This window comes from Streptomyces sp. 3N207, assembly GCF_052246355.1.
In the GTDB taxonomy this organism is placed as follows: Bacteria; Actinomycetota; Actinomycetes; order Streptomycetales; family Streptomycetaceae; genus Streptomyces.
On the sequence record NZ_JBQQBV010000020.1, the window covers coordinates 74,871 to 87,418 of the forward strand.

The following is a 12,548-nucleotide window of genomic DNA, read 5'->3' on the forward strand; positions in this document are numbered from 1 at the left end:
CACTTGACCGGCAATCCATACAGACAGGCTCCTCAGGGAGCACTATGGGCACACCGCATCACGCACGTTCCCTGAGGAGCCTGAGATGTACGCAACCCGTCGCTATCTGATGTGCCCTCCGGCCCACTTCCGCGTCACGTACTCCATCAACCCCTGGATGGACCCCGGCAAACCCGTGGACCTCCCCCTCGCGCTCGCCCAGTGGGAAGCGCTGCGCGACCGCTACCGGGCGCTCGGCCACACAGTCGAGATCCTCGACCCGGTCCCGGAGCTGCCCGACATGGTCTACGCCGCCAACGGTGCGACCGTCGTCGACGGGAGAGTGCTCGGCGCCCGCTTCGCCCACCCCGAACGCGCCGGGGAGGCGGCCGCACACCGGGACTGGTACCGCGCGCACGGATTCACCGACGTCGCCGAGCCCGCCCACATCAACGAGGGCGAAGGCGACTTCGCCGTCACCTCCTCGTGGCTGCTGGCCGGCCGCGGCTTCCGCAGCAGCCCGCTCTCGCACGGCGAGGCCCAGGAGTTCTTCGGCCGCCCCGTCATCGGCCTCGACCTGGTCGACCCGCGCTACTACCACCTCGACACGGCCCTGTGCGTGCTGGACGCCGAGACGGACGACGTGATGTACCACCCCGCCGCCTTCTCCCCCGGCAGCCAGGCCGTACTCGCACGGCTGTTCCCGAACGCCCTGCTCGCGGAGGAGTCCGACGCCCTGGCGCTCGGCCTCAACGCCGTCAGCGACGGCCACCATGTGTTCCTGCCCGAGGCCGCCACCGGCCTCTTCGCCCCCCTGCGGGACCGTGGCTACGAGCCCGTCCCCGTCGACCTCACGGAACTGCTGAAGGGCGGCGGCAGCGTCAAATGCGTGACCGCGGAGCTACGGCTGTAGGAGCCGGACGCCGCGGTTGCGGACAGGGGCCACGGACAGAGGCCCGGCCCCGGCGCCCGAAGGATGCTCGGTGCCCCACCCACCCGCATTGCGGGACGACGGGTGGGCGGGTGGGTGAAAGGAGCGCGACCACGACGGCGGGACAGGGGCGGGCCCACACCGATGCGTTGTGGGGTCAGGGGTGGGTGGGCGGGAAAGGCGCGCCCCACACAGCCTTGCGCGCAGCGCGATACGCGGAGCCCTCCCGCTTGGTGACGGGACGGCGGCGCAAGCCGCCGTCCTCGCAGAGGTCCAGCAGCACCTGCCCCTTACGGAGCTGCGGCTTCCGCACGATGCGGGCCTTCGAGGGCGCACCCGGGACCACATCGCGAACCGCCACCACGTAGCTGAACTTCTCGTCCTCGTACGGCAGCTCACCGCCCTTGACCCGCCGGTGCAGCGAGGACCGGGCGACCCGCACCGCGAAGTGACACCAGTCCTGCCCGGCCACGATCGGGCAGGCCGCGTCGTGCGGGCAGGGCGCGAGCACCCGCAGCCCCGCGGCGATCAGGGCGTCACGGCCCTCCCGGATACGCAGATAGCCGTCCGGCGTACCGGGCTCCACCAGCACCACAGCACCCCGCGCGGCACGCGCCGCCGCTTCCACGACGGCGCGCCGGTCCTCGTCCGCGAGCTCCCCCAGCACGTAGGAGACCGTCACCAGATCTGCGGGCTCCCATTCCGGCGCCGTGCCGCCGCGCAGCGACCCGCGACGCCATTCGGCCTCACCGAGCGCGTCCACCCCGGCCGCCAGCCGGCGACCGAGGGCCAGGGCGGGTTCCGCCCAGTCCAGGACGACGGTTGCAGGTGCCGCATCCCATACCTGTGCTGCCGCCCACACGGCGGCGCCCGTACCGCCGCCCACGTCCAGCTGGCTGGCCGGCGTCCAGTCCGGGGCGCGCTCGGCCAGCGCGTCCAGCGCCGCGGAGGCCGCGGCGAAGGTTGCGGGCATCCGGTAGGCGGCGTACGCGGCCGCGTCGGCGCCGTCCCGCAGCACGGGTGCGCCGGTGGGCGTCTCGCCCCGGTAGTGGGCGATCAGCCGCTCGACGGCGGCCGACGCCTGCCGCGCGGGCAGCCCGTCCAGCGCTGCGGCGAGCGCGCCGCGCAGTTCTTGCTCGATCACTTCGACAGTGTAGGAAAACCGGACGCCGCACCGAGGGGGGCGTCCCAGCACCGGCTCGGGCCGGCGGCACTCACAGTACGGCTCGGGCCAGCCTGGTGGCCGCCGCGGCGCGGGGGCGGCTGTCGGCGGGCCGGCGTACGGGGTGGACGGTGTTGGCGAGCAGCACCAAGAAGGTGTCGGTCGCCGGGTCGAGCACCAGGCTGGTACCGGTGAAGCCGGTGTGCCCGGCGGCGCGGGAGCCCGGCCCGGCCAGCTCGCCCATGAACCAGGCGGCGCCGGTCACAAAGCCGAGCCCCGGCGGGCCGAGGAGCTCGGCCACCGAGGAGGGGGCCAGTATCCGCGCGGGACCGTAGGCGCCGCCCGCGAGCAGGGTGCGGCACAGGACGGCGAGGTCGCGCGCTGTGGAGAACAGCCCGGCGTGCCCCGCCACGCCACCCATGGCGTAGGCGTTCTCGTCGTGGACGCGGCCGTGGATCAGTCCGCGGTTGACCTTGGCCCAGGGCTTGCGCTGGTCCTCGGTTGCGGCGATACGGGAACGCCAGGAGCGGGGCGGGTTGAAGCGGGTGCGGTCCATACCGAGCGGCGTGGTGATGCCTTCGCGTACGAGCACGTCCAGCCGCTGCTCCGTCGCGTGCCGCAGCACGCTTTCGAGCAGCAGCAGGTTGAGGTCGGAGTAGAGGTACGTGGAGCCCGGCTCGGTCAGCGGCTTCTCGGCCCACAGCAGGGCGAGGTGCTCGGCGGTGTTGTACTCGTAGAACGGCAGTTCGGCGCGCAGCCCAGAGGTATGGGTGAGCAGGTGGCGGACGGTGATGCCGTGGTCGGTGACCAGTCCTGCGCGCGGGTCGGCGTGGTCGACGAGGGGCGCGTCGAGATCGAGCGCTCCGCGCTCGACCTGCTGGAGAGCGGCGACCGCGGTGAACAGCTTGGTGAGCGAGGCCAGGTCGAAGACGGTGTCAGCGCGCGTCGGCAGCCACTTCTCGCGCGGCAGCTCGACCGGCAGCCCCGCCTCCGGGTCCCACGCGGCGTACCGCAGCGCCCACCCGGTGGCGTGCTCCAGCGCGATGTACGGGCCGCGGCCGGCCAGCGCGACAGCACCGGCGCACCAGCCCGCGCCGGGCAGTGCGTCGGTCTCGTCGGCCAGCGCGGCAAGCTGGTCGCTGTCGAGCCCGGCCTTCTTCCGGAAGCGGCGCCGCGCCTCGGCACCGTCCAGCGAGGCCACGCTCCTCAGTCGCGTACGCGCCATGGACGGCAGAGTCCCACGAAGGCGAGCGCGGCGAGGGCCACCGCGCTGAGCTGGACGAGCGCCATGGGTACGGCGGTCCGCTCGCCCGCGACACCGACCAGCGGGGAGGCGACGGCACCGGTCAGGAACTGCGAGGTGCCCAGCAGCGCCGAGGCCGAGCCGGCCGCGTGCGGGGTCCGCAGCAGAGCCTGGGAGTTGGCGTTCGGCATGATCAGCCCCATGCCGGACATCATGACGCACAGCCCGGTGGCCAGCGGCACCAGCCCGACATGTCCGAAGACGCCGCTGGTCATCAGCAGCAGCGCCACGGTGGCGGCGCCGGCCATGCACAGCCCGAAGGCCAGGACCCGGTCCAGCGCGACGCGGCCGACCAGGATCTTCCCGTTGAACTGGCCGAAGGCGACCAGCCCGATCGAGTTGACCATGAACAGCAGGCTGAAGGTCTGCGGCGAGGCGCCGTAGATCTCCTGGACGACGAACGGCGAGGCCGCGACGTAGGAGAAGAGCGCGGCGAACGCGAAGCACGCGGTGAGCAGATAGCCGGCGAAGACGCGGTCGGCGAGCAGTCCGCGCATGGTGCGCAGCGCGTCGGGCAGCCCGCCGCGGTGCCGGCGCTCGGGCGGCAGCGTCTCGGGCAGCTTGCGCAGAACGACAAGGGTGAGCAGCAGGCCGATCCCGGCGAGGACGCAGAAGACGCCCCGCCAGTCGGTGAAGCGCAGCACCTGGCCGCCGAGGACCGGCGCGAGGATCGGCGCGACGCCGGAGACCAGCATGAGGGTGGAGAAGAACCGCGCCATGGCCAGCCCGTCGTACATGTCGCGGACGACGGCACGGGCTATCACGATGCCGGCGGCGCCCGCGAGGCCCTGGGCGAGCCGGAAGACGGTGAGGGTGGCGGCGGTGGGCGCCAGCGCGCAGGCGACGCCGGCGACGATGTAGCAGCCCATGCCGATCAGCAGCGGCCGGCGCCTTCCGAAACGGTCGCTCATCGGTCCGGCGACGAGCTGCCCGACGGCCAGCCCGATCAGGCAAGCCGTGAGGGTGAGCTGGGCGCTGGCGGCGGGAACGTGGAGCGCTTCGCTGACCTCCGGAAGTGCCGGGAGGTACATGTCGATGGAGAGGGGCGGGAGCGCCGTCAGCCCGCCGAGGATGAGGGTGAGCAGCAGCCCCGCGCGGCGCCGCGGCGTCATGGGCGCCTCTCCCGGCCGGGGGCTGCGGGAGGGTGCGGGGGCGGTGGTTTCCGCGGCGGGCTGCGCGGCGGGTTCCGGATGCTGCGCGGGGTCGGCGGGCAGTGCGGCCGGTTGCTGGGGGCCGGGCTTGGTCATGCACCTCTCCAGGAGATTGTCACGGGCCCGAACATTCTCCCAGTAATTCCGGGAATGGCCCACACGTTTGTTGCCCGATCGGCCGTCCGGGATGGCATTCCGCCCTCCGGCGACGACAGTTCCCGGCCACCGGAAGCCGCACGTACGCTGCGCTCATGACGCAGCAGTACGACGAGGCACACGGGCAGTCCACCGGTACGGCGGATCCTGCCGGTCCGTCCGGCACGGCCGGTTCGGCGCCCGGTACGCAAGAGGCGCGGGCCGCGGACGGAACGGCAGCGGGGGCCCGGGTCCCCGGTACCGCCGTGGTGACCGGTGCGGGCTCCGGCATCGGCCGCGCCGTCGCCCTCACCCTCGCCGACGCGGGCTGGACGGTGGTCCTTGCTGGCCGCCGCCCGGAGACGCTGGAGCAGACCGCGCAGCTTGCCGGGGGCGCCGCCACCCGGTGCGTACCCACGGATGTCACGGAACCGGCCGCGGTCACGGCGCTGTTCGACGCCGTACGCGAGCAGGAGGGCCGCCTCGACCTGCTGTTCAACAACGCGGGCACGTTCGGTCCTGCGGTACCGCTGGAGGAGCTCTCCTTCGAGGAGTGGCGCGGCGTCGTGGACGTCAATCTGCACGGCGCCTTCCTCTGCGCCCAGGCCGCCTTCCGGCTGATGCGCCATCAGCAGCCGCGGGGCGGCCGCATCATCAACAACGGCTCCATCTCGGCGCACACCCCGCGGCCCGGCTCGATCGCCTACACCGCGACCAAGCATGCGATGACGGGTCTGACCAAGTCCCTCTCGCTGGACGGCCGCCCGTACGACATCGCCTGCGGCCAGATCGACATCGGCAACGCCGCCACCGAGATGACAGCGGCCATGTCCCAGGGCGTCTCCCAGGCGAACGGCAGCCGCGCCCCGGAGCCGACGATGAACGCCGAGGACGTGGCCCGTACGGTGCTGCACATGGCGTCCCTGCCGCTGGAGGCCAACGTCCAGTTCGCGACGGTGCTGGCGACGAAGATGCCGTACATCGGGCGGGGCTGAGCGCCGCCGCCGAGCAGACCACCGCGCACCGACAGCGAACGGAGCCCACACGGTGACCGAGCCAGCACGTCCGCCGCTCTCTCAGGCGCCCGCCGCCGACTTCGCCTCGTACGCCGACTTCGCCTCGTACCAGAGCGAGATCTATCTGCACGGCCTGGAAGACCGCGTCCCGCCCTTCACCACCGACGCCACCCGCCTCGGCGCCTCGGCCCGCGCCTTTCTCGACGCGGGCGCCTTCGGCTACGTCGCCGGTGCGGCGGGCTCCGGCGCCACGCACCGCGCCAACCGCGAGGCGTTCGACCGGTACCGTCTGATCCCGCGGATGCTCACCGATGCCACCCACCGCGACCTGCGGAGGACCGTGCTGGGCACCCCGATGCCCGCACCGGTCGTCCTCGCGCCCATCGGCGTCCAGTCGATCGTGCACCCGGACGGCGAGCCGGCAACGGCCCGCGCCGCGGCCTCGCTCGGTCTGACGACGACCCTGTCCACGGCCTCGTCCCACACCCTGGAACAGGTCGCGGAGGCGGGCGGCGAGGGCGCCCCGCGCTGGTTCCAGCTGTACTGGCCGAACGACGACGAGGTGTGCGTCAGCATCCTCGAGCGGGCGCGCCGCGCGGGCTACAGCACGCTCGTCGTCACCCTCGACACCTGGACCCTGGCCTGGCGCCCGCAGGACCTGGACCAGGCGTATCTGCCGTTCATCCGCGGCGTCGGCACCGCGATCCCGTTCTCCGACCCGGCCTTCCGCGCGGGCCTTGAGCGGCCACCGGAGGAGGACCTGGGCGCGGCGGTGCTGCGCTGGGTGCCGATGTTCACCGGGACCGACAAGTCCTGGGACCGGCTGCCGTTCCTGCGCCGGCACTGGGACGGGCCCATCGCCCTGAAGGGCATCCAGCACCCGGATGACGCCCGCCGCGCCGCCGACGCCGGCATGGACGGGATCGTGGTCTCCAACCACGGTGGCCGCCAGGTCGACGGCGCGATGGCATCGCTCGACGCTCTGCCCGGAGTCGTCCGGGCCGTCGAAGGCACGGAGCTGGAGGTGCTGTTCGACTCGGGCGTCCGCACCGGCTCCGACGCCCTCAAGGCCCTCGCCCTCGGCGCCCGCGCTGTGCTGCTCGGCCGCCCCTTCGCCTATGGGCTGGCGCACGCCGGCGAGGAGGGCGTACGCCATGTCCTGCGCTCCCTCCTGGCCGACCTCGACCTCACCCTGGGCCTGACAGGGCACCGCACACCGGACGAGCTGTCCCCGGACGACCTGTGGCAGCGCTGAGCTGACGGCCGGGTGCCCGGCGGCCGGGGCCGGTCGCAGGGCGCCCGGCGGGTACGATGGCCGCACGGCGGACGAGCCGGCCGGGCGGTCGCGTCGAGGGGGCTTTCGCACTCTCGCCGAGGAACGTCCGGGCTCCACAGGGCAGGATGGTGGGTAACGCCCACCCGGGGTGACCCGCGGGAAAGTGCCACAGAAAGCAGACCGCCGGGGCTGTGCTCTTGAAAGAGGGCGGGCCTCGGTAAGGGTGAAACGGTGGTGTAAGAGACCACCAGCGCCCAGGGTGACCTGGGCGGCTCGGTAAACCCCATCCGGAGCAAGGTCAAGAGGGGCCGCGGTCGCGGCCCTGCGCGGACGACCGAGGGCGGCCCGCCCGAGTCCGCGGGTAGACCGCAGGAGGCCGGTGGCAACACCGGCCCTAGATGGATGACCGCCACCCCGGCAGCCGCAAGGCACCGGGTGACAGAACCCGGCGTACAGGCCGACTCGTCCGCCCTTCGGCTCTTACCGCCTCCCGCTCGCCGGGCGCCTCGCGGCTCAGTCGTCGTCGAGGTCGACGCGGATCGTGAGGAGTTGCGTTCCCACCGCGCGGACCACGGTGCTGTTGCCGCGGGGGAGGGTGGCGAGGCGGGCGATCGGGTCGTCGTCGTGGAGAAGGTGGGCCGTGCCGGTGTGCCAGCGACCGGAGAGACGGACGCGGACCCGCGGGTCGGCCTGAATGTTGCGGACGTACTGAGACCTGGTGCCGTACTCGGACACCAGCCAGAAGTGCTGCCCCTCGCGGCGCCCGCCGACCGGGGTGCGGCGGGGCTGCCCGGAGACGCGGCCCGTGGTCTCCAGGAGGATCTGGCCCGGCAGCCGGCGGGTGAGCGGGTTGACCACCCGGCGCTGGAGCGCCGTGACGGCTCGGAACTTCCGTCCGCCCTCATGGCCGGCGTCGCCTGTCATCCCGTTCCTCCGTTCGCTGAGCGGCCCCGCCGCGCTGTCGGCGGGGCCTTCCGTCCACACGCAGCCAGCATGATGGTTACGGATGACCAGAGTCTGGCACCAGGCACTGACAGCGGCCGCCGCCCGCCGGGCCGGGGCCGAAGGTCACCGGGGCGCCGGGCGCTCCGTGAGGTGGAACAGCTCCGCCCACTGCGCCGCCGTCAGCGACTTGGGCAGTGCGCCCGGCCGGATGCCTTGGCCGCGCAGCCAGTCCACGACCCGGCCCCGGGAGGGTCGGGCGCCACGTCCGCGGCCACGTTGTCGCTCGCGTACGGCCAGCGGGACGATCTCGGCCAGGCCGCGGCCGGGGCCGGTGAAGACACGGTGGACGAAGTCCTGGTAGCGGTGCCGCTCATGGGCCTCCAGCAGCGGCTCGGCGCGGCGGGTGAGCGTCATGAGTCCGCCGTCCACCCCGGGCCGCGGCCGGAAGGCCGTCGCCGGTACGCGCTGGACGAGCCGGAAGTCGTACCAGGGCCACCACTGCGCCGTCATCATCGTCGCGCCGCCCACACCGGCCCGGCGCCGGGCGACCTCCCACTGGACGAGGAGCACCGCCTCGGTCCAGCCGGGTGCGTGCAGGATGCGGCGGAGCATGGCGGTGGTGCGGTGGAACGGAAGGTTGCCGACGAGGATGTGCGGAGCCCGTGGCGCCTTCCAGCGCAGGAAGTCGGCGTGCAGGACGGTGGTCGAGGCCGCCGTACGCCGCCGGAGACGGTCGGCCGTACGGGCGTCGGCCTCCAGAACGGTCAGCGGCCGGCCGAGTCGTTGCAGCGGGAGCGTCAGTGCGCCGTCGCCACCGCCGATCTCGGTGACCGGGCCCTCGGTGCGCGCGACGAGGGAGACGAAGGTGCTGATCGTCGCCGGGTCGGTGAGGAAGTTCTGGCCGAGCTCGTGACGGCCTTCGTGCAGGCGGGTCCGGTGATGACGGGATTCGTGGTGGTGGGTTTCGTGGTGATGGGCTTCGTGGTGTCGGGTTTCGTGGTGTCGGGTGCTGTGCCTGGGCAACGGGTTCTCCGCGGCTTCGTGGGGAAGCCGGGCAGCACGACGGGCCGCCCGGCGCTGACGCGCTGAAGCGGCGGGGTCCTCCCGAATGCATCGGAGAGTGGTCCGCCGCTAGGGGCGGCGGATCCGCGTGATGGCGCAGCACGCGGCGCAGGAACAGGCCGCGCAGGCGCAGGAACAGGCCGACATGGGGCGCACAGTAGGCGCTGTATGCGAGGGCGCCAACCGGATTTCAGGGGCTTCGGCACCGTGGGGCCATGAGGGCTGTCGCCACGTCGGGGCCGGCACACAGGATCGGGGCCTCGGCACACAGGAAGGGCGCGGCTCCCACGTAGGCCGCGCCCTTCGGCTGTTTGCGGCTGCCTGGGGCAGCCGGAGGTCACATTCCGGGCATGTGCCCGAGGCCCATCGGCCGCATGTTGTCCTGCATGCCGCCCATCGGGCCCATCCCGTTCATCCGGCCCTGGTCGGCAATCGGTCCCTGCTGCTGCGGCATGGTCTCCTGCTGACCCTGGTGCTGCTGCGGCGCGGCCTCCTGCTGGCCCTGACCCTGCTGCTGCGGCGCGGCCTCCTGCTCGCCCTGACCCTGCTGCTGCGGCGCGGCCTCCTGCTCGCCCTGACCCTGCTGCTGCGGCGCGGCCTCCTGCTCGCCCTGGTGCTGCTGCGGCGCGACCTCTTGCTGACCCTCGTGCTGCTGCTGCGGCATGGCCTCCTGCTGGCCCTGGCCCTGCTGCGGCGGCGTGGCCTCCTGCTGGCCCGCGGGGGGCTGGGCGCCCTGGTCCGCCGCAGGGTCCATGGCGCCCTGGTTCTCCTTGGACTGCTGCTGCTCCTGGGGCTCCGGAGCCTGCTGCGGCTGAGCCGTGCCGTGCTGGTCACGGCCCTGCTGGTGTTCGGGGCACGCGACCGCGGGACCCGCGGCGGCGAGGATGGCGGTGGCGGTCAGTGCGACGGCTCCGAAGGCTGTGCGCTTGAGCATGGGGGGTGCCTTTCTCGTGTTGCCCCGGTGGGCCTGGTGGACCACCGAACAGGAGCGGGCTGCCCCGGTCGCGTACCGGTCATTCGGAACATATCCGCACTTCACTCGATGGTCCGTCACCCAGACGGAACCCCTGACCCTCCCGTACCACCCTCCACAGGTGCGGACCGTTGGCCACAGTTGCACGCTGGAGTTATGACCCCACCCATCGTCGTGCACCCTCCGTCCGGCACCAGCGGACGGAAAGTGACCGCTCATACCGAAAGCCTCGGGTACGCACACCGGCCCGAGGACGTCGTCGAGTTCCTGCGCCGCGCCGGTCTCGATCCTGCCGACATCCAGCTGGACGATCCCAACCTCATCGAGTGGCGCGGCGGTGGCCCCGACGTGTGGGGGTGAGCCCCGGCACGCCGGGGCCAGACGTACGGAACAAGAGGCAGGTGTGTGGCTCTTTCGGGCGCGGGAGTACCGTCAGGTGTGCCCCCGGGCCGCGAAGTGAGGAGCTTGATCACACCATGCCGCCAACGCCGACTCCCCTGCCGATGCCGTCCCCCGTACCGTCGGGACGGGGCCGGCAGGACCAGCGGGACCCCCGGGAAGGGGCCGACCGGACCGCACTGGTCGAGGACCTGATGGAGCGCTTTCCGCACATCCCGCGCGAGGCCGTGTTGAAGGAGGACCTGCTCCGGGGTGGGATGGCCTTCGACGACTCGGCACTCAGCGACACCGCCGACAAGGCGACGGGCGAGATCAAGCCGAAGTCGTACTTCATCTTCTCCTTCGACCACCGCACCCTCCCCGAGCTGGGCGAGGCCGCACTGCGGCGGCCACCGGAGGAGATCGTCCTGACGGGCGGCCCGTACGACCTGAGCCGCACCGTCGTCTCCGTACGGGTGAACCCGGGTTCGCCGTACCGCGTCCGGGCGGGCGAGGACGGCGCCCTCGGCCTCTATCTGGACGGGCGGCGGATCGCCGACGTCGGTCTGCCGCCGATGCCGGACTACTACCGGCACACGCTCGCCAACGGGAAGTCCGTGATGGAGGTGGCGCCCACCATCCAGTGGGGCTACCTGATCTATCTCACGGTCTTCCGGGTGTGCCAGTACTTCGGCGCCAAGGAGGAGTGCCAGTACTGCGACATCAACCACAACTGGCGCCAGCACAAGGCCGCCGGGCGCCCGTACACCGGGGTGAAGCCGGTCGAGGAGGTCCTGGAGGCGCTCCAGATCATCTCCGACCACGACACCCTCGGCGCCTCCCACGCGTACACACTCACCGGTGGCTCGATCACCTCGCAGGTGCAGGGCAAGGACGAGGCGGACTTCTACGGGCAGTACGCCAAGGCCATCGAGGAGCGCTTCCCCGGCCGCTGGACCGGCAAGGTCGTGGCGCAGGCGCTGCCCAAGGAGGACGTCCAGCGCTTCCACGACTACGGCATCCGCATCTACCACCCCAACTTCGAGGTGTGGGACAAGCGGCTGTTCGAGCTGTACTGCCCCGGCAAGGAGCGCTACGTCGGCCGCGAGGAGTGGCACCGCCGGATCCTGGACTCGGCGGAGATCTTCGGGCCGCGGAACGTGATCCCGAACTTCGTCGCCGGGGTGGAGATGGCCTCCCCGTTCGGCTTCGGCTCGGTGGACGAGGCCATCGCCTCCACCACCGAGGGCCTGGACTTCTTCATGTCCCACGGCATCACCCCGCGCTTCACCACCTGGTGCCCGGAGCCGACGACGCCGCTGGGCAAGTCGAATCCGCAGGGCGCCCCGCTGGAGTACCACATCCGGCTGCTGGACGCCTACCGCGCGGCCATGCAGCGGCACGGGCTGTCCTCGCCGCCCGGATACGGCCCGGCGGGCGCGGGCCGCGCGGTCTTCTCCGTCAGCTCCTTCATGGACACGCTGCCGGCGGAAGAAGGCGCGCCGGTCGCATGAACCGGGCGGTTCGCCGCCGATGAGTTCTCCTGAGGGCTCCGGTCTCTTCAAACGGGAGGGACCGGAGCCCTTCCGTGCGAGGAACTACGGGGAACAAGGAGGCGAGGACCATGGCGAAGCTGACACTGACCACCTTCCTCACGCTGGACGGTGTGATGCAGGCACCCGGCGGCCCCGAGGAGGATCCGCGCGACGGCTTCGACCTCGGCGGCTGGGTGGTGCCCTACGCCGACCAGGCCATGGGGGATCACGTCAGTACGTGGTTCGAGCGCGCGGGCGCCTTTCTGCTGGGGCGGCGCACCTACGAGATCTTCGCGGCGTACTGGCCGCAGGTCAGCGACGAGGAGGACCCGGTCATCGCCCGCCGGCTGAACTCGCTGCCCAAGTACGTCGCCTCGACCACGCTGGAGCACGCCGACTGGCAGGGCAGCACGGTGCTCGGCGGCGACGTGGTGGACGCCGTACGCGAGCTGAAGCAGCAGCCGGGCGACGAGTTGCAGATCCACGGCAGCGGCGTGCTGGCCCAGTCGTTGATGGCGCACGATCTGATCGACGAGTACCGGCTGCTGGTCTATCCGGTGATCCTGGGCAAGGGACACCGGCTCTTCCCGGAGGGCGCCGTGCCCACAGCGCTCCGGCTGGAGGCCACCGACGCGCTCCCCTCGGGTGTCACGATGCAGACCTACACCCCGGCCGGGCGGCCGACGTTCGGGTCGTTCTGAG

12 protein-coding genes and 1 other RNA gene are annotated in these 12,548 nt (G+C 72.3%); 7 read left to right on the top strand and 6 right to left on the bottom strand.

The features are described 5' to 3' along the window. Positions 1-85: 85 nt before the first annotated feature. Entirely contained in the window at positions 86-892 is an 807-nt protein-coding gene (gene ddaH, locus ACTWP9_RS27205) for a dimethylargininase (protein ID WP_443248920.1), read from the top strand. Between the two features lie 175 nt (positions 893-1,067). On the opposite strand, the gene ACTWP9_RS27210 is transcribed toward ddaH, so the two are convergent. The 3 genes from ACTWP9_RS27210 to ACTWP9_RS27220 form a co-directional block, all read right to left on the bottom strand. After that, positions 1,068-2,054, bottom strand: a complete 987-nt coding sequence (locus ACTWP9_RS27210) for a small ribosomal subunit Rsm22 family protein (protein WP_443248921.1) — start codon at positions 2,052-2,054, stop codon at positions 1,068-1,070. A gap of 70 nt (positions 2,055-2,124) precedes the next feature. Continuing rightward, positions 2,125-3,297 carry a serine hydrolase domain-containing protein gene (locus ACTWP9_RS27215; protein WP_443248922.1) on the bottom strand — a complete coding sequence of 391 codons (1,173 nt, stop codon included), beginning with the start codon at positions 3,295-3,297 and terminating at the stop codon, positions 2,125-2,127. Then, the gene (locus ACTWP9_RS27220; RefSeq protein WP_443248923.1) at positions 3,279-4,622 is read right to left on the bottom strand and encodes a Bcr/CflA family multidrug efflux MFS transporter; all 1,344 of its coding nucleotides are present in this window, start codon (positions 4,620-4,622) and stop codon (positions 3,279-3,281) included. Before ACTWP9_RS27220 ends, ACTWP9_RS27215 begins: the two co-directional genes overlap by 19 nt. Positions 4,623-4,777: 155 nt before the next feature. On the opposite strand from ACTWP9_RS27220, the gene ACTWP9_RS27225 reads away from it, so the two are divergent. The 3 genes from ACTWP9_RS27225 to rnpB all read left to right on the top strand — a co-directional run bounded on the left by ACTWP9_RS27225 (position 4,778) and on the right by rnpB (position 7,422). Next, entirely contained in the window at positions 4,778-5,656 is an 879-nt protein-coding gene (locus ACTWP9_RS27225) for an SDR family oxidoreductase (protein WP_443248924.1), read from the top strand. A gap of 139 nt (positions 5,657-5,795) precedes the next feature. Then, on the top strand, positions 5,796-6,932 hold the full coding sequence (locus tag ACTWP9_RS27230) for a lactate 2-monooxygenase (protein ID WP_443248976.1): 1,137 nt from the start codon (positions 5,796-5,798) through the stop codon (positions 6,930-6,932). 72 nt (positions 6,933-7,004) lie between these two features. Beyond that, positions 7,005-7,422: RNase P RNA component class A (gene rnpB, locus ACTWP9_RS27235), an RNA gene on the top strand. 44 nt (positions 7,423-7,466) lie between these two features. Here the strand turns inward: rnpB and ACTWP9_RS27240 are convergent. The 3 genes from ACTWP9_RS27240 to ACTWP9_RS27250 all read right to left on the bottom strand — a co-directional run bounded on the left by ACTWP9_RS27240 (position 7,467) and on the right by ACTWP9_RS27250 (position 9,894). Further along, the gene (locus ACTWP9_RS27240; protein ID WP_443248925.1) at positions 7,467-7,877 is read right to left on the bottom strand and encodes a nitroreductase/quinone reductase family protein; all 411 of its coding nucleotides are present in this window, start codon (positions 7,875-7,877) and stop codon (positions 7,467-7,469) included. A gap of 144 nt (positions 7,878-8,021) precedes the next feature. After that, a complete protein-coding gene (gene erm / locus ACTWP9_RS27245; RefSeq protein ID WP_443248977.1) occupies positions 8,022-8,825 on the bottom strand; it encodes a 23S ribosomal RNA methyltransferase Erm in 804 nt (267 codons plus the stop codon). A gap of 472 nt (positions 8,826-9,297) precedes the next feature. Beyond that, positions 9,298-9,894 (bottom strand): hypothetical protein, encoded by a 597-nt coding sequence (locus ACTWP9_RS27250; RefSeq protein WP_443248926.1) that lies wholly within the window; start codon positions 9,892-9,894, stop codon positions 9,298-9,300. A gap of 195 nt (positions 9,895-10,089) precedes the next feature. Between ACTWP9_RS27250 and ACTWP9_RS27255 the strand changes: the two genes are divergently transcribed. The 3 genes from ACTWP9_RS27255 (at position 10,090) to ACTWP9_RS27265 (ending at position 12,547) form a co-directional block, all read left to right on the top strand. After that, entirely contained in the window at positions 10,090-10,293 is a 204-nt protein-coding gene (locus tag ACTWP9_RS27255) for a hypothetical protein (RefSeq protein ID WP_443248927.1), read from the top strand. Between the two features lie 233 nt (positions 10,294-10,526). Then, positions 10,527-11,825, top strand: a complete 1,299-nt coding sequence (locus tag ACTWP9_RS27260; protein WP_443248978.1) for a radical SAM protein — start codon at positions 10,527-10,529, stop codon at positions 11,823-11,825. Between the two features lie 110 nt (positions 11,826-11,935). Further along, on the top strand, positions 11,936-12,547 hold the full coding sequence (locus tag ACTWP9_RS27265) for a dihydrofolate reductase family protein (RefSeq protein WP_443248928.1): 612 nt from the start codon (positions 11,936-11,938) through the stop codon (positions 12,545-12,547). Position 12,548: the final 1 nt, after the last annotated feature.

Bases quoted from the DNA above. Each gene is read 5' to 3' on its own strand.
- ddaH (WP_443248920.1), top strand. From the start codon at position 86: ATGTACGCAACCCGTCGCTATCTGATGTGCCCTCCGGCCCACTTCCGC.
- ACTWP9_RS27215 (WP_443248922.1), bottom strand. From the start codon at position 3,297: ATGGCGCGTACGCGACTGAGGAGCGTGGCCTCGCTGGACGGTGCCGAG.
- ACTWP9_RS27220 (WP_443248923.1), bottom strand. From the start codon at position 4,622: ATGACCAAGCCCGGCCCCCAGCAACCGGCCGCACTGCCCGCCGACCCC.
- ACTWP9_RS27225 (WP_443248924.1), top strand. From the start codon at position 4,778: ATGACGCAGCAGTACGACGAGGCACACGGGCAGTCCACCGGTACGGCG.
- ACTWP9_RS27240 (WP_443248925.1), bottom strand. From the start codon at position 7,877: ATGACAGGCGACGCCGGCCATGAGGGCGGACGGAAGTTCCGAGCCGTC.
- ACTWP9_RS27250 (WP_443248926.1), bottom strand. From the start codon at position 9,894: ATGCTCAAGCGCACAGCCTTCGGAGCCGTCGCACTGACCGCCACCGCC.
- ACTWP9_RS27255 (WP_443248927.1), top strand. From the start codon at position 10,090: ATGACCCCACCCATCGTCGTGCACCCTCCGTCCGGCACCAGCGGACGG.
- ACTWP9_RS27260 (WP_443248978.1), top strand. From the start codon at position 10,527: ATGGAGCGCTTTCCGCACATCCCGCGCGAGGCCGTGTTGAAGGAGGAC.
- ACTWP9_RS27265 (WP_443248928.1), top strand. From the start codon at position 11,936: ATGGCGAAGCTGACACTGACCACCTTCCTCACGCTGGACGGTGTGATG.